We start from the raw sequence: 16,109 nt of genomic DNA, 5'->3' as shown, positions 1-16,109 counted from the left end.
ACCGGACGGCGCGGAACGTCCGCATTCGGTTATGCACCTAGTTGCAAAACCGCCCGGGCCTCGCTAGAACAGGTGCATCACCCCCGCGCGAGGAGGCGCCCCCATGAGTTCCCAGAGCCGGTACCCGCACCTGCTGAGCCCCCTGGACCTCGGTTTCACGACCCTGCCGAACCGCGTGATCATGGGCTCGATGCACACCGGCCTCGAAGAGCACGAGCGCGGCTTCGAGCGCCTCGCCGCCTTCTACGCCGAGCGCGCCCGCGGCGGCGCCGGCCTGATCGTCACCGGCGGCATCGCCCCCAACGACGCGGGTCGGCCCTTCGAGGGCGGCGCCCGCCTCACCACCGAGGACGAGGCGGCCGAGCACCGGGTGATCACCGAGGCGGTGCACGCCGAGGGTGGGAAGATCGCGATGCAGATCCTCCACTTCGGCCGCTACGCCTACCACAAGGACCTCGTCGCCCCCTCCGCGCTCCAGGCCCCCATCAGCCCCTTCGTACCGAACGAGCTCAGCGACATCGAGGTCGAGCGCACCGTCGAGGACTTCGTGCGCGCCGCCCGCCTCGCCAAGCTGGCCGGCTACGACGGCGTCGAGATCATGGGCTCCGAGGGCTATCTGGTCAACGAGTTCATCGCCGCGGCCACCAACCGCCGCACCGACCGCTGGGGCGGCGCGTACGAGAACCGCATGCGCTTCCCGCTGGAGATCGTCCGGCGCACCCGCGCCGCCGTCGGCGAGGACTTCATCCTGATCTACCGGCTCTCCATGCTGGACCTGATCCCCGGCGGATCCACCCTCGACGAGGTCGTGCGCCTCGCCAAGGAGGTCGAGGCGGCCGGCGCCACCATCATCAACACCGGCATCGGCTGGCACGAGGCCCGCATCCCCACCATCGCCACCTCCGTACCGCGCGGCGCCTACACCTGGGTCACCAAGCGTCTGATGGGCGCGGTGAGCGTCCCCCTCGTCACCAGCAACCGGATCAACACCCCGGAAATCGCCGAGGAGCTGCTCGCCGACGGGCGCGCCGACCTGGTGTCCCTGGCCCGCCCGTTCCTCGCCGACGCCGACTTCGTCGCCAAGGCCGCGGCCGGCCGCTCCGAGACCATCAACACCTGCATCGGCTGCAACCAGGCCTGCCTCGACCACACCTTCAGCGGCAAGATCACCAGCTGCCTGGTCAACCCGCGCGCCTGCCACGAGACCGAGCTCGTCCTCGCCCCCACCCGGCTGCGCAAGCGCGTCGCCGTCGTGGGCGCCGGCCCGGCCGGGCTGGCCTGCGCCGTCTCCGCCGCCGGCCGCGGCCACGCCGTCACCCTCTTCGAGGCCTCCGGCCACATCGGCGGCCAGCTCGACATCGCCCGCCGCATCCCCGGCAAGGAGGAGTTCGAGGAGACCATCCGCTACTACGGCACCCAGCTCGTGGAGAGCGGGGTGGAGGTCCGTCTGAACACCCGCGCCGACGTGCAGAGCCTCCAGGGGTACGACGAGGTGGTCGTCGCCACCGGAGTCACCCCGCGCACCCCCGACATCGAGGGCGTGGACCACCCCAGTGTGGTGAGCTACCTCGACGTGCTGCGCGACGGCGCCCCCGTCGGGGAGCGCGTCGCGGTCCTCGGCGCCGGAGGGATCGGCTTCGACGTCGCCGAGTTCCTCACCGACAGCGGCGAAGGCGCCTCCCAGGACCCCGCCGTCTACTTCCGCCACTGGGGCGTGGACACCTCGTACGCCGGACCCGGCGGCCTGACCGCCCCCGAGCGGCCCGCTCCGCCGCGCCGGGTCCACCTGCTCCAGCGCAAGACCACCAAGGTCGGCGCCGGCCTGGGCACCACCACCGGCTGGATCCACCGCGCCGAGCTGAAGCACCGCGGCGTCGTCTCCGTCGCCGGCGCGGCCTACGACCGCATCGACGACGAGGGCCTGCACATCACGGTGGGGGAGGAGCAGCGCCTCGTCCCCGCGGACACCGTGGTCCTGTGCACCGGACAGGAGCCGCGCCGCGACCTGTGGGAGGCGCTGCGCGCGGCGGGCGTCGAGGCGCACCTGATCGGCGGCGCCGACGTGGCAGCCGAGCTCGACGCCAAGCGGGCCATCCGGCAGGGGACGGAGCTGGCCGCCACCCTCTGACCGGGAGCCCGCTCCCGAAGACCCCCGGGGGATCCGCCGGAAGAGATCCTCCCGAAGGAGATCCTCTCTGCTCCGGGGTGTTGTGGCGGCCCGGCCCGGGCCGCCACAATCTCCGGGTGACGCTGACACCGGCAGACGCAGAGAAGATCCTGGCCGACAACTTCGCCCCCTGGGTGCTGGCCCTCGGCCTGACCGTGGAGGAGGCTGGCGACCGGCACGCCGTACTGCGGCTGCCCTGGTCCGACACCCTGGCCCGGGACGGCGGCGGCCTCTCGGGGCAGGCCCTGATGGCGGCCGCCGACACCGCCACCGTCATCGCGGTCTCCGCCGCGCGCGGGGAGTACGGGCCGATGACCACCGTCCAGCAGTCGACCAGTTTCCAGCGGCCGGTGGTCGGCGCGGACGTGCTGATCCGCGTACGGGTCACCAAGCTCGGCCGGCGCATGGCCTTCGCCGACGTCACCATGACCCCCGAAGGCGCCGAGGAGCCCGCGGCGACCGCGTCCACCGTCTACGCCCTGCTCGGCTGAGCCCGGCCCGGAAGCGGGCAGGGCACCCGGCCCGCGCCCGGAGGCGACGCAGGCCGGCCGGGCAGGTCCTCCGCCCGCGCGTGCTGCCGCGCGCCGGACCGGGGCTCTGGGATCGTGGACACGCCGCGGAGCGCACCGCGGATCGCAGGTCGCAGGTCGCACCGAGGAGCGGACATGTCAGGACAGTTCGAGGCGAGTGTCGAGATCGACCGGCCCGCCGAGGCGGTGTTCGCCTACCTCGCCGACGGTCGCCACGATCCCGAGTTCAGCCCGCGGGTCCAGGAGATCACCAAGACCCCCGAGGGCCCGACGGCCGTCGGAACGGTCTTCCGGAGCACCGTCAAGGACGCCGGGATGAAGACCGGCCGCGAGTTCCGCATCGTCGGGTACGAACCGCCGGGCCTGATCCGCTGGACGGAGCAGAGCCGGAACATGATCACGGCCGAGGGCGGCTACGACGTCGAGGCCCTGCCCGGCGGCCGCACCCGGGTCCGGATCTTCAACACCCTGCACGGGCACGGCCTCGGCAAGCTGCTGCTTCCCCTGGCCCTGAGCGCGGCCCGCAAGGACGCCCCCGACTTCGGCCGCCGCATCAAGGCGGCCGCGGAGGCCTCCCTCACCCCGTAGGCCTGTCGGGGACGCCGGGCTGCTCCCGTGCCCGGCGCGGGACCGGGTAGGGTCGGCTGATTCGATGATCACGGGGGAACCGCATGCTCAACTCGTCTCTGCGCCGTGCTGTGTTCACGGCCGTCACCCTGGCCGCGCTCGGTGTCTCGTGCACCGCGGCGCCGAAGGCCGCCGAGCCGGCCGGCGGACCGAACGCCGCCGCGAGCGGGCCCGGCGCGTCCGCGAGCGCGTCCGCGTCGCCTCCTCCGTCGTCCGCGTCGGCCCCCGACGGCACCGCGCCCCAGCCCGAGAAGGTCCGCGACGCCTTCGCCGGTCTCCAGGCGACCCTGGACGACTCGTGCACGCCGGGCAACTGCGCCTACTTCCTGGGCCGGGTCCACGACGAACTCCACCGCCTGGACCGGGCGATGAAGGCGGACCCGAAGGGCCCCGGCCACTTCCCGGAGCCCATCGCCCTGATCGGGAAGCTCGACGCGAAGCTCGGCGGCGACCGGTCCTTCGAGAACCTGAAGAAGCACCAGACCACGCTGATCGGGACCCGCGACAAGATCAACACGTGGATGCAGGGCCACCCGGACGACTACCGCTGACGCAGCCGGCGCACCCCGACGCGCCCGGACGGCGGACCCGGCAGGGGCCCGCCGCCCGGAGGGGCTCAGATGTCGATCACCCGGTAGGCGATCGTGTAGACACCGCCGGAGCCCTCCAGCGAGCGGTACTGCACCTCGCCGTTCGCCTCGCTGCCGGTGACCAGGGTCGCGCCCAGCTTGTCGTCCGAGCTGGTCGAGTCGTAGTCCCACAGCGTCAGGGTGCGCGCCTGCTGCTTGCCGAGGACGAGCGCGTCGTTGCCGTTCGCGTCGCCCAGCGGACGCAGGTAACCAGTGCCCATGGTCTGGTACTTGGCGCTTCCGGGCCAGACCTTGACCTGGTTGCCGTTGGCGTCGGTGATCTTGATGTACGCCTCGTCGTGGTCGCCCTCGCTCTGCCGGTGGCAGGTGAGCTCCAGCAGCTCGATGCGGACGTGGTCGACCGGCTCGGCCTGGGCTGCCCCGGCGAAGCCGGTCAGGCTGCCGAGCGCGAGCAGGCCGGCGGCGGCGAAGCGGATCCCGTTGCGGCTCATGGCGTGTTCCCCCTGTGTCGTGTCGCCTCCGGCGACCCCGGTGCGCCGGTCCCCCCGGCACGTCCACCACTGTGCTCCGCCCGGCCGCCCCGGTTCCACGCGCGTTCCGCTGAGTGGAACGCGCGTAGAACCCGGCGCGGGGCGGGAGCGGCGTCCCGCTCAGCGCACCAGGTCCGGCGGGAGTCCGGTCAGGCGTCGGGGGCCGCGGGCGAGGCCCCGGGTGATGGCCGCGGCGGCCTGCCCGACGCCCTGGGCCAGGCGCTCCAGGTGGTGCCCCGCCGGCGCCGGACGCCCCGCCGGGACCAGGGCGGCGAGCGCCGCCACCACCGCTCCGTCGGGAGCGCGTACGGGAAGGGCCGCGCAGCACACCCCCGCCAGTACGTCCTCGCGGTCGAGCACCGGGCCGGGCCGCGAGGGGCCGCGCAGGGCGCGGCCGGCCGCCGTGTCCAGGTGGAAGCCGCTGCCGTTGCGGACCGGCAGCACGGGCTCGAGCGCGCCCGGTACCGAACTCACCGTCAGGGCGAGGTCCTCGTGGAGCACGGTGAGCACCACGCTGGCCCCCGTCGCCGCCCGCAGCCGGTGCAGCGGCAGGCGGGCCGCCGCCCGGAGTCCCGGATGGGGCTGCCAGGCCTGCCCGATCCGGTAGAGCTGCGCCCCCAACCGGTAGCGCGCGCCGTGGCGTTCGACCGCGCCCAGCGCGACCAGCTGGTCGAGCAGCCGGTGCACGGTGGCCTTGGGCACCCCGCAGGCGAGGGCGAGCTCGGTCACCCCCGCCTCGTCGCCCTGCCGGCGCAGGGCCTCCAGCAGGGCGAAGGCCCCTTCGAGCACGCCCCGGCCCCGGGCCGGCGCCGAAGGGCCGGTGGCCGGAGCGGAGTCGGGGTGGGCGTCGGCGTCGGCGTCGGCGCGAGAGCGGACGGGCGTGGCGGTGGCGGCGGTGTCGGAACCTGCCGGCTGGTGTGGTGCGTGCGAGCGCGCGGACACGGACACGAGTCCCCCCGGACTTCTCACCCGGCCGTGGGCCCCCGATGGCACGACCCGGGCACCGCCCATGATGACGCGGACGGTGCCCGGATCGAAGCCCTTCGCGGTGTGCCGCCGGTCAGGCGTACCGGATCAGAAGCGCCCCGGGCCGGCCGGGAACGGCTTCGGCAGCTGCCTGGACGGGCTCGGGGCGAGCCTGCGCTCCGCGTCGGCCGGCGGGTTCTGGCAGGTCACGTCCTGGGCGGGCAGCCGGCCCGTGGACAGGTACGCGTTGACGGTGGGGTTGACGCAGGAAGCGGGATCGACCATGTACACGCCGTGGCCCTCGCCCCCGGCCGCCAGGACCATTCGCGAGCCCTTCAGCGCGCGGTGCAGGCCCTGGCCGCTGGCCAGCGGAGTCTGGGAGTCCCACTCGTTCTGCACGGTCAGGACGTCGGCCCGCTTGTTCATCGGCGTGGCCGCCTCCGCCGGCCGGTTCCAGAAGGCACAGGGCTTGATCGTGGAGGCCATGTCCCCGTACAGCGGGTACCGGGCCTTGTCCTTCGCCGCGTCCCGCGCGTACTGCTCGGTGTAGCGCGGCCACGCGGCCGTGTCCCCGCACACGACGGACCAGAAGACCGCGGTGCCGTTGTCCGCGGCCGGCTCCGGGGTCGACTCCGGAGCCGGTCCCGGAGCGGCGGTCCGGCCGCCGGCGAGCAGCTTCCCGAGGTCCGGGGCCGTCCCGCCCACCGGCGCGGGCCCGCCCTCCGCCGATGCCTTGAGCTGCTGGACGACGGCCGACGCCTGCTCCGGGTAGAAGAACATCGCCCGGGCGGCCCGGATGTCGTCACCCGTCAGCTTCTGCCCCAGGTAGTCGATCGGCTCCCGGTCGGCGCGCGCCACCAGGTCCCAGAACGTCCGGGACACCGCCTGCGGGGTGGCGCCCAGCCCGTACCGGTCGGAGCGCTCCGCCGCCCACCGCGACCACCGCGCGTAGGCGGGTTCGGCCTCCGAGGCCCACACCTGGAACATGCCGCGCCACACCCGCTGCGGGTCCACACCGCTGTCCAGCACGAAGCGGTCGGTGCGCTGCGGGAACATCTGCGAGTACACCGCCCCGAGGTAGGTCCCGTACGAGTAGCCGACGTACGAGATCTTGCGCTCGCCCAGCACCGCGCGGATCGTGTCCATGTCGCGCGCCGTGTTGCGGGTGGTGATGTGCGGGAGCACGTCGCCCGACTTCTCCCGGCACTTGTCGGCGACGCTGCGCGCCCAGGCCACGTCCGCACCGTAGGTCTCGGGGCGGTACGGCCGGTCCAGGACCTGCTCGCCGTCGGTCAGTCCGCAGGTGATCGGGCTGCTCCGGCCCACGCCGCGCGGGTCGAAGCCGATGAGGTCGTACCGGTCCCGCACGTCTTCGGGCATCAGGTCGCGCGCCAGCAGCGGGTCGTAGAGACCGCTGCCGCCCGGGCCGCCGGGGTTGAACAGCATGACGCCGTGCCGCACGGCCTGGTTCGCGGTCTTCACGCGGGATATCGCGAGGTCGATCGTGCGCCCCTCGGGGCGCCGGTAGTCGAGCGGGACCTTCAGGGTGGCGCACTCGAGCGAGGCCGGCTGCTCCGCGTCGCAGCGGTGCCAGACGGGCTGCTGCTGGAGGTACCGGGCCTCCGGCGCAGCGGAGGCCTGCGTCGCGGCCATCATCGGCAGGGTCGTCGCGATGAGGCCGGCGGTTGCGAGCAGCGGTGCGAGGCGTTTACGGCGCACGAGTCGGGTCCCTTGCGTTCGGTGAGATCGCTTACGCGTACACCTTGTTGCACGGACGTGCGCGGGCGAATCATCCGCAAGGGCCGGTCCGTGTGCACCTCACGAAGGAGCCGAAATCCGGACAACTGTCCGACACGCCGCTCGTGTTGTCCGCGGCGGCCGCCGGGACGGCCGCCGTCGCGGGTCGGCCGGTGGTACACGAGGGGCCTGTGGGCGCGCTGTGAGGCACCTGTGAGGCGCCTGTGAGGACTTGGGGTCTCAGTGGTCGCTGTGGGTGGCGCCGGACTCCAGGGAGCCGCCCAGGCGTCCGCGCAGCACGCCGAGGGCGTCCGCCGACTGCGCGGTGACCACCCAGCGATCACCGACCAGGTACAGGCCGCCGTACGTCTGGGCCTCGGTCAGCCAGGAGCGCAGGCCCTGATCGGCGGCGAACGTGGCCATCCGGTAGGGGCCCCGGTCGGTCTCGCAGCCGCCTTGGCGCAGCTCCTCGGCATCGACGCTCACTTGGGGCGAGCATCCGATGGCGGATGCGATCTCCTCCAGGGAGGCGGGGCGGGCTCCGGGGGAGGGGGAGCCGGAGCCGGGACGGGCATCGGAGCGGGGACGGGCATCGGATGCGGCGCCGTCCGCCGTGGCGCTGTGGCCCGCGCCGTGGGCGGAGGCCCGGGCCGAGCCGGCTCCCGCTTCGCGGTGTGCGGCCGAGGCCCCGGCGCACCCGCCGCTCAGGAGGGCGGCGCACACGACGGCGAGGGCGGGGAGCGCACGCCGGGCCCGGTGGACCCGGCGGAGTCGGAACTCTGCTCGGCATCGGCGTCGGCGGTCGGTCCGGGACATGGGCACCTCACTGGCTGATCGGGGAAACGGCCGTGGTGCCCGGGCCGGGGAGGTGCCCGGGCACCACGTGATCGGGGCGGGCGGGTGTCAGCCCGTGACCTTCGCCTTCTTGCCCTTGTCGGTCACGGCGAACCAGAGGCCCTTGTTGTTGTGGCCGGTGATGTCGCCGGGCTTCTTGTCGCCGGTGAACAAATAGACCGGCCAGCAGTCGATCGTCAATTGCTCGCTTCCGTCGGGCCTCTTCACCGAACCGACCAGTTCATTGGCAATTCCGGCAATCTTCGCCTTGTCCACGGGCTCGGCCGGCTTCCAGGTGTCGAGGCAGGCGCCGAGGCAGCCGAATTTCATCGGCCAGGCGCTGTCCTTGTCGAATCGGTAGAGCGTGCGCCCCTGACCGTCCACGAGGATGTTGCCGAGTTCGCGATTGGGCTGGGCCGAGAGTTCGGCGCCCTTGTCGACCGCCTTCTCCTCCTCCTTCGCCTCCTCCGCCGGGGGCGCTTGCCCGCCCGCTCCGGCTTCCGCTCCCGCCCCGGCCGGCTTCCCGCCTGCGACGGCGGGCTTCCCGTCGGCTCCCAGCACGTGCCAGGTGCCGCCGACGCCCTCACCGAGGGTGTCCCCCGTCTTCGTGTCCTTGGCATAGCGGTACACGGGCCATCCGGCCAGCGTCAGCTGCCTGGTGCCGTCGCTCCGGGCGACCGACCCGAGCAGGCCCGCCTCTATGCCCGCGCCGGCCTTCGCGTCGTCCGCCGCGACCGCGGGCCAGACCTTGGCGCAGTCCCCGTCGCAGTTGGACTTGGGCGGCTTGGTCGCGTCCTTGTCGAAGCGGTAGAGCGTCCAGCCCTCGCTGTCGGTGACCGCGGAGCCCAGGCCCGCGACCTCGCGGACCTTGAGCTCCCCGGCCGGACCCGTCTTGGCGGCGCCGCCCGCTCCCGCCGGCTCGTTGCCGTACCCGGCGCCCGCCCCGGCGTCGGCGCCCGCACCCGCGCCCGCCTCCAGCTCGGCCCCGTATCCACCGTTCGAGTCGTAAGCCGAGCCGAGCTGTTTACTGCCGCTCACCGGCTGTACGGCATCCGACTTTCCGGAGGATGTGTCGGCGGCTCCGCATCCCGCGGTCAGCAGCAGTGCTGCGACCGCCGACCCGGCGATAATCCCACGACGCCTTGTGTTCACGATCTCTCCTTCAGTTCCGTTCCGCGTTTTCGTGTTCCGCGTTTTCGTTCCTGCACTCATTGATACGGGTCACGAGTCGGCTGGACTTCACATCAACCGGAATTTGTCAGATCGCGCCAAGAATGAACTCGCAAGGGCGGCGCAGCCGTTCACGGCCTCATTCCTGGATGCGCAGGGCGAGCGCGGGACAGCGCCGTACCGCCCGCAGCGCCTTCTGCCGCAGCTGTCCGGGCACCGGCATCGACGCCTGCGCCGGATAGCCGTCCGCGTCGAGCCGTACGACGTCGGGCAGGATGTCCACGCACAGCCCGTGCCCCTTGCACAGCGTCCAGTCCACGACGAGCCGCTCCGGGCTCTCGTCCTGGGGCAGCGGCAGCGCCCCCAGCACCCGCCGGCCGCATCCGCTGCCGAGGGCGTGGTCGCGGAACTCGTCGGGGAACGCGGAGAGCGCCGAGGCCACGAAGCGCGAGGTGCCGTCCGGATGACTGCACGCGCCGCGGCGCATGACCCCGGCCATCCGGGCCTCCAGCGTTTCGAGCGCCGCCCTGCCGCCTCCCCTGACGGCCTGCTCGAGCACGTCGGCCAGCGCGGGCAGCCCGCGTACGCAGGGTCCGCACTGGCCGGCCGTCTCCTTCGCCATCCAGCGGGTCACCCGGGCCACCTCGCCCGCCGGACAGGTGTCCTCGGGCAGGGGGAGCACCGCGCCCGCCCCCAGCCGCGCCCCCAGGGATTCGAGGGAATCCCGGGAGATCGCCGCGGTGCGGGCCGAGGCGGGGTCCAGCCACTTGCCGTGGTAGCCGCCGACGAGCACGCCCTGGCCGGGATCGGTGCCGCACAGTTCCAGTACGTACGCGAGCGAGGTCCCCGCCGGGACTTCGACGACCGTGGCTCCCGCGACGGTCAGCATGATGGTGCCCGGTTCCGCGGGCAGCCCGACCGTACGGAAGTCCAGCGCGCCCAGCCGGGCGGCGAGGGCCAGTTGGGCGAAGGTCTCGGTGTTCGACAGCAGGGTCGGCACGCCGTTCAGTCCCCGCTCACTGGTCCGCACCTTCTGTCCGGACGGGAGCGTCGGACCGCCGTTCAAGCCGTTGATCATGGCGGTCCCCTCGCCCGTGACGAAGCGTTCGGGGAGTCGCGCCACGCGTACCCGGCGGCCGGAGGGGCCGCGTTCCGCCACGGCCTCCCGTACCGACTGCTCCACGTCGTCCCGGGTGACCGCCACCACGACGTCCTCGGCGTTGAGTGCGGAGGCCGCGAGCAGGGCCCCGTCGATCACCAGGTGCGGGGCGTGCAGCAGCAGGGCCTTGTCCTTGAGGCAACTGGGCTCGCCCTCGCTGCCGTTGACGACGACCGCGGTCCGGCCGTCGCGGGCGCGGGCCGAGCGCATCACGGCGCGCAGCTTGCGGTGGAAGGGGAAGGCGGCCCCGCCGCGCCCCCGGAGGTCGATGTTGTCGGCGAGCTCCACGAGCTCGTCGGGGCGGTAGAGGGGGAGCGAACCGTGCGTGGTCAGGTGCGCGACCCGGTCGAGGCGCGCCACCTGGTCGAGGCCGGCCAGCAGCCGGGGGGCGCCCACGCAGCCGAGGCCGGGACGGGCAGAGGTGCTCACATCCACCGCTCTCGGATGGCGAGCCGCTCGCCGGACCGGTTGTCCGCCTCGCCGGTGGCCTGGTTCGGGATGTACGCGACGAGGTACGGCGGGTGCTCGGGCCGGGGCGGCGGAGCGGGCGCCGCCGCGGGGGCGGCGGGGGCCGCGGACCCGCGCTCCGGGTCGTTCCGCCCGGAGGTGCGGGTCCGGAGCCGGGCGGGGACGACGCCCAGGGGGAACGTGGGCAGGGGGCCGGCCCCGCGCATGCGGGTCCGGACGCGCAGGGCGATGAGCGTGGCGACGCCGATGAGGCACAGCGCGTAGCCCGCCGTCACCCATCCGCTCGCGGGGCGTCCCGCCTTGAGCCCGTGCACGAGGGACGCGCCCCAGGCCGGGTACGCGCCGAAGTGCAGGGCGCGCCACCACAGGGAACGCGCCTTGGTGGCGAACACGCTGCGCAGGGCGCCGGACACCGCCACGGACACGAAGAGGTAGCCGGCCAGTGTGCCGAGGCCGACGAGGACGGGCTGCTCCACATCGGTGAAGGGCAGCACCGCCGCGGAGGCGGAGGTCTGCTGCTCCGCGATCTTGACCCAGATGTGCAGGGCCAGGAAGCCCAGGCCCGACACGGCGAGGCCGCGGTGCACCCCCTGGGCCAGCAGCCGGTGGCCCGAACCGAGCAGTACGCGGTCGGTGGCCACCAGTCCCCACAGGACGGTGGAGGTCAGTGAGACGAGCGAGAGCACGCCCGCCCCGAAGTCGAGGAAGTCCCACAGTTGGGTCAGGGCGCCCGCACGGGCCGCGACGAGGAGGGCCGCCAGGGCCGCGCCGACGGCGCAGACCGCTCCGGGGCTGAACCTCCCGGAGGCGGGCAGCAGGGAGGGCCGGCGGACGGCCCGCCTTCCGGCGGCCGGTGCCGCAGCCGCGTGGCGGCTCTTGCGGCGCGCTCTGTGCGAGCGGGGCATATGAGGCTGGGACAGGGGCATCCAGAATCTCCTGTGCGCCTGGGTGCCGAGCACTCCACCGGCGCTCGGCACCCGGGGGTCTTGGTCGGTAGTGCCCGGCAGCGCTGTGAACTCCCGCGCCGGCCGAGGGAGCTTGGGGCCGGAGTGCAGAAGCATCGTGGAGCGTTCCGGTGCGTCCACAGGATTTATCGAAACGTGATAATTTCTCGCACCGCGTCTCCGGCGCATCGAACAACACCGGAAGATTCCCCTCCAGCGGAGGTTCTGACAGGCCGCCGCACCGCCCGCCATCTACGCGCATCCAACGGTAAAAAGAAGGCAAACTCGCGGGACCGTGGATGGCCGGACCCCTCCAGGAGGGAGTACGAGGGCCTCAACTCCCTTGTTAAACACCACTGTTGACAAGGAGTCAACCTCGGAAGGCTTGTTGACCTCCCCATGGACAGGCCTCACCCCGGCACGAACGAGGAAAACGATGTGCGAACTTCTGAACCGCATCTGGTCCCGCCCGAGAGGCGAGTGGACCCGCGTCCTGCGGAGGGAACTCCCCGCGCTGGCCGCCGAGATAGTGGAGGAGCTTCTGCATGGAATTCCGGGATTTTCCACCCTTATCGATGCCAACGACGCCATCGACGATGAAATGCTCAGACAGTGCGTGGAAGAGGCGCTGCTGACGGCCCTGGGCTACCGCGACGTGCAGCCCAGGTCCCCGCACCAGCCGCATCCCCAAATCCCGACCCAGGCAACGGACCGGACCCGGGCCGAGCCCCGGCAGCTCTCCAAGGTGCCCGCGCAGGCCCGCGGCCGGATGGCCGACCGGAAGGACCAGGAGGAGGACCGGCACGACGGCCGCCAGGCCGTCCTGGAACACTCACGGGAACACTCACGTGAGGGCGGCCGTGAACACACCCGCGAGGGCGGCCGTGAACACAGCCGTGAAGACACCCGCGAGGGCGGCCGTGAACACACCCGCGAGGACCGCGAACCCCTCCGTGAGGACGCCTCCGGCGGCGGCCACGCAGCCCGTCCGGAACCGCTCACTGCACACGACCGTGCGCGCCAGGAACTCTTCAGGGCCCTCACCGACGACAGGGAGGCTTCGGAGGGCTCCCTCGTCGAGCTCGCCGAGGCCGCCGGCTGGCCCCTGCCGACCACCGTACGAGCCGTCGCGCTCGCCACTGCGGGCGATACCCAGCAGCTCGCGGGGGTGCTCGACGACGCGCTCGTCGGTACGTTCGCCGGCCGCCCCTGCATGCTCGTCCCCGGCGCCGACACGGAGACCCGGGCCCCGCTGGAAGGTCCGCTGCGCGGCCGGCTCGCGGCGGTCGGCCACGTCGTGCCCGTCCGCGACACCGCCTCCTCGCTGCGCTGGGCGGTGCGCCTGCTCGCCCTGACCCCCAACCGCGGCGGCCCGGAGGTCCGCCCCGTCTTCGTGGACGACCACCTCTCGACGCTGCTGCTGCTCCAGGACGAACCGCTGGCCCACGCCCTGGCCGCCCGGTGGCTGCGCCCGCTGGCCGACCTGACCCCGCGCCAGAGCGAGCGGCTGGAGGTGACGCTGCTCGCCTGGCTGGAGGGCGGTGGAGCACCCGAGGCGGCCAAGGCGCTCAGCGTGCACCCGCAGACCGTGCGCTACCGCATGCGGCAGCTGGAGAAGCTCTTCGGTCCGGGCCTGCGCGATCCCCGCACCCGCTTCGAGCTGGAGATGGCCCTGCGCAGCCGGCGGCTGATGGCCCAGGTGCGCCGTCAGCACTCGCGGCTGGGACGGCGCGCGGCCCGCGTGGTCACGGCCGACTTCCCGCCCCTGGCCGTCGGGCGGATGGCCCGCGTCAACGGCCTCTGATCCCCCGCTCCGCACGCCGGGTCCCCGTACGGTCCGGACGCAGGCGGCAGGAAAGGCACGGCAGGACGGACGCGGCAGGACGGAAACGCGCCAGGGAAGGGAAGCACGAGGAAGGGTACGAAGGAGGGAAACGAAGGAAGGGGCCCCGGCCCGGACCCGCGAAGGCGGTTCCGGGCCGGGGCCCTTGCGGTGGCGGGAGCGGCTCGGCGGCTACCGGGCGTCGCAGAATGCGCCCGAGGCCGCCGCGCGCATGGTCGCGTTCAGGTCCAGCAGCTCCGCGTACGACCGCGCGCAGGACCGGCAGTGCGCCAAGTGGCGGGTGAGGTCACGGGGCCGGTGCGTACCGCCCCTGCGGACCGCCGCGCCGAGCATGCCGCTGTAGTGGCGGCACGGACCGCCGGCCGCGGCGTCCACGTGGGCGCGCAGATAGGCCTCCCGCAGCCCCTCGCGGGCGCGGAAGGCCAGGGAGGTCACCGCGCTCGGGGTGATCCCCAGCAGCTCGGCGACCTGGTGCGGCGGCGCCCCCTCCACGAGCGTGTGCCACAGGACGGCCCGCCAGCGTTCGGGCAGGGCGGCGAAGGAACGTGCGACGAGCCGGCGGTCCTCGCCCGCCACCCACTGCTGCTGCGGATCGCCGCCGACCGGGCCGGGCTGCCACCAGGTGTCGAAGTCCGGGGTCAGCAGGGTGCGCACGGCGCCGTCCTGCCACTGCATGGCCGTGTGGCGGACGACCGACATCAGGTACCCGCGCCACGGGCCCCGCGGCCCGGCGCCCGCCCGGACCGCCTGGAACGTGCGCAGGAAGGCCTCCGAGACCAGGTCCTCCGCGTCCTGCGGGGTGCGGCAGCACGTACGGGCGTACGCGAGGACGGCCTGCCGGTGGCGCCGGTAGAGGAGGGCGCAGACCGCCTGGTCCGCCCCGCCCGCGCCGTAACCGCGCCGCAGCAGGCGGGTCAGTTCCGCGTCGGAGGGCGGGAGCGCCCCGGCCCCGCTCGGGGACCGGGGGCCGTCCGTGGAGTCACGGGAGGCTGACATGCCACTCCTCGGGGGTCGGGAACCGGCCGGGCGCGGCACGCGGGGTGACGCGGGGCCGCGGGGGTGACGAGGGGGACGCGGTGTCGGCCCGAAGTCGGCTTCGGGCCGACACCTTCCCGGACCGGGCGCGGGGGTGGGAGAGGAGGAGCGCCCGGCCTGGGAGCAGGGGATGCCTGCCGAGCGGCGTCAGCGGCAGGTGCGCCCGCTGTTGATGCAGCCCACCGCCTTGGACATCAGGTTGTCCGTCATCACGTTGATGAAGTCGTTGTGGTCGGTCACCGGCTTGTGCAGCTGTTCGGGGAAGCTGTCGACGGCGAACCGGGCGCCGGGTGCGATGCCGTAGGTGATGCGCTGCACCAGCTGCGGAATGGCGCTGAACCCCTGCGGGCAGCGTCCGGCCTTGTCCGGGAAGGCCACGTGGGTGCGGTGGTTGGCGCTGTCGATGTTCCGTCCGTCCCAGCAGCTCTGGAAGGTGAAGGTGCGGACCACGTCGGAGCCCTTGGGGCAGATCGGGTACTTGTCCTTCAGCTGGCGGTTCTCGAAACCGGTGCAGCTCCAGGATGCGTTGGCGTTGGCGGTGCCGTTGGTCAGGGCCTTGGCGTCACCGGTGATGATGCGCAGGAACCGGGGCATGGCCTTGACCTGGCCGACCGGGCTCCCCTTGAAGCTGATCGTCACCTGCTTCGGCTGGAGGATCGTGCCGACGTTGCCGTCCTGGCCGCCGCCGGGGGCCTTGGCGTCCCGCTCGGTCTTGCCGTCGCGCAGCCGCAGCACGGGCCAGAAGTAGCTGGACTGGTCACCGTTGCTGCAGGTGGTGCCGGACGCGGCGAGACTGTCGTTGGTGGAGAAGGCGTCGGTGGTCTTGTTGCCCACGTAGTCGTGCATGTGGTGGGCGCCGTTGGAGACACCGGGGGCGACGATCACGTTGTCCGGGTTGAAGTGCTTGTTCTCGTTGCGTCCGCAGCTGGAGGAGAAGGAGCCCTTGGAGGCGCCGCTCAGGGCCTGGGGGTTGCGCACGTTCGGCCGTACCTTGTCGATGTTGACGAAGTCGCTCTTCGCCGGGCCGCCCTTCTGTCCGACGTTGCGGGCGGCGCTCGCGTCGACCGCGGCGTTCGCGTCCGCGCTCTCCTGCTTCATCTCGCAGCCGCTCAGGGCCTTGAGGTCCTCGGGCTTCTGGCCGGCGTCCCCGATCGCCTGGTTCACCTTGTCGATCGTCTTGCCGCGCTTGTCGCGCAGCTCCCCGAGGAGGGCGTCGCCCTTCGCCTGGCCCGCGGCGAGCCGCTGGTACGCGTCGGCCACCTGGGCGTCGAGCTCGGCGAGGTTCTCGCCCACCTGGGCCTTGGCCTGGTCGGGCACCGCGGTGAGCTTGTCGCCCACGTCAGGACAGTCGATGGTGGCCGTCGTCCGTCCCTGACGGTTGCCCTCCTGCCCCGCGGAGGCGTTGCCGGCGACGACGGCGACTCCGCCGCCGCCCAGCACCAGGGCGGAGACCACGGCGAGCAGTTTGTTCGACACCCTGGGGCGTTTGTGGCCCTTTTGACTCATGGG

Annotated in this window: 14 protein-coding genes; 5 read left to right on the top strand and 9 right to left on the bottom strand. The window is 73.1% G+C overall.

Annotated elements, in window-relative coordinates; all coding sequences use genetic code 11:
• Positions 1-103: 103 nt before the first annotated feature.
• From ACFWU6_RS09840 to ACFWU6_RS09825, 4 genes are all read left to right on the top strand, one after another.
• On the top strand, positions 104-2,128 hold the full coding sequence (locus tag ACFWU6_RS09840; protein ID WP_383804224.1) for an FAD-dependent oxidoreductase: 2,025 nt from the start codon (positions 104-106) through the stop codon (positions 2,126-2,128).
• A 116-nt stretch (positions 2,129-2,244) separates the two neighbouring features.
• Positions 2,245-2,658, top strand: a complete 414-nt coding sequence (locus ACFWU6_RS09835; protein WP_383980044.1) for a PaaI family thioesterase — start codon at positions 2,245-2,247, stop codon at positions 2,656-2,658.
• A gap of 174 nt (positions 2,659-2,832) precedes the next feature.
• Positions 2,833-3,285 (top strand): SRPBCC family protein, encoded by a 453-nt coding sequence (locus ACFWU6_RS09830; protein WP_383804221.1) that lies wholly within the window; start codon positions 2,833-2,835, stop codon positions 3,283-3,285.
• An 83-nt stretch (positions 3,286-3,368) separates the two neighbouring features.
• The gene (locus ACFWU6_RS09825; RefSeq protein WP_383804219.1) at positions 3,369-3,875 is read left to right on the top strand and encodes a hypothetical protein; all 507 of its coding nucleotides are present in this window, start codon (positions 3,369-3,371) and stop codon (positions 3,873-3,875) included.
• 65 nt (positions 3,876-3,940) lie between these two features.
• On the opposite strand, the gene ACFWU6_RS09820 is transcribed toward ACFWU6_RS09825, so the two are convergent.
• From ACFWU6_RS09820 to ACFWU6_RS09790, 7 genes are all read right to left on the bottom strand, one after another.
• Positions 3,941-4,405, bottom strand: a complete 465-nt coding sequence (locus tag ACFWU6_RS09820) for a hypothetical protein (RefSeq protein WP_383980040.1) — start codon at positions 4,403-4,405, stop codon at positions 3,941-3,943.
• A gap of 159 nt (positions 4,406-4,564) precedes the next feature.
• Positions 4,565-5,392 carry a helix-turn-helix domain-containing protein gene (locus ACFWU6_RS09815; protein WP_383980036.1) on the bottom strand — a complete coding sequence of 276 codons (828 nt, stop codon included), beginning with the start codon at positions 5,390-5,392 and terminating at the stop codon, positions 4,565-4,567.
• A gap of 126 nt (positions 5,393-5,518) precedes the next feature.
• A complete protein-coding gene (locus tag ACFWU6_RS09810) occupies positions 5,519-7,129 on the bottom strand; it encodes an alpha/beta fold hydrolase (protein ID WP_383804213.1) in 1,611 nt (536 codons plus the stop codon).
• Between the two features lie 258 nt (positions 7,130-7,387).
• Positions 7,388-7,633 (bottom strand): hypothetical protein, encoded by a 246-nt coding sequence (locus tag ACFWU6_RS09805; protein ID WP_383804211.1) that lies wholly within the window; start codon positions 7,631-7,633, stop codon positions 7,388-7,390.
• Between the two features lie 417 nt (positions 7,634-8,050).
• The gene (locus ACFWU6_RS09800) at positions 8,051-9,193 is read right to left on the bottom strand and encodes an SCO0930 family lipoprotein (protein ID WP_383980031.1); all 1,143 of its coding nucleotides are present in this window, start codon (positions 9,191-9,193) and stop codon (positions 8,051-8,053) included.
• A gap of 97 nt (positions 9,194-9,290) precedes the next feature.
• Positions 9,291-10,739: an NADH-ubiquinone oxidoreductase-F iron-sulfur binding region domain-containing protein gene (locus ACFWU6_RS09795; RefSeq protein ID WP_383804207.1), complete on the bottom strand. Its 1,449-nt coding sequence runs from the start codon at positions 10,737-10,739 to the stop codon at positions 9,291-9,293.
• Positions 10,736-11,704 carry a hypothetical protein gene (locus ACFWU6_RS09790; RefSeq protein ID WP_383804205.1) on the bottom strand — a complete coding sequence of 323 codons (969 nt, stop codon included), beginning with the start codon at positions 11,702-11,704 and terminating at the stop codon, positions 10,736-10,738. The genes ACFWU6_RS09795 and ACFWU6_RS09790 overlap by 4 nt, the downstream gene beginning before the upstream one ends.
• Positions 11,705-12,158: 454 nt before the next feature.
• Here ACFWU6_RS09790 and ACFWU6_RS09785 point away from each other — a divergent pair, with 454 nt between their 5' ends.
• Positions 12,159-13,526, top strand: coding sequence for a helix-turn-helix domain-containing protein (locus tag ACFWU6_RS09785; RefSeq protein ID WP_383980028.1), 1,368 nt, complete (start codon positions 12,159-12,161; stop codon positions 13,524-13,526).
• A gap of 210 nt (positions 13,527-13,736) precedes the next feature.
• Here ACFWU6_RS09785 and ACFWU6_RS09780 read toward each other — a convergent pair whose 3' ends face one another.
• Together ACFWU6_RS09780 and ACFWU6_RS09775 are read right to left on the bottom strand one after the other, a co-directional pair.
• A complete protein-coding gene (locus tag ACFWU6_RS09780; RefSeq protein WP_383980024.1) occupies positions 13,737-14,561 on the bottom strand; it encodes an RNA polymerase sigma factor in 825 nt (274 codons plus the stop codon).
• A gap of 186 nt (positions 14,562-14,747) precedes the next feature.
• On the bottom strand, positions 14,748-16,106 hold the full coding sequence (locus tag ACFWU6_RS09775; protein ID WP_383804199.1) for a DUF1996 domain-containing protein: 1,359 nt from the start codon (positions 16,104-16,106) through the stop codon (positions 14,748-14,750).
• Positions 16,107-16,109 lie beyond the last annotated feature (3 nt).

The organism is Streptomyces sp. NPDC058674 (assembly GCF_042716505.1).
Classification (GTDB): domain Bacteria; phylum Actinomycetota; class Actinomycetes; order Streptomycetales; family Streptomycetaceae; genus Streptomyces.
The sequence above is the reverse complement of the archived record's forward strand: the minus strand, read 5'-3'. Positions and strand labels throughout refer to the sequence as shown.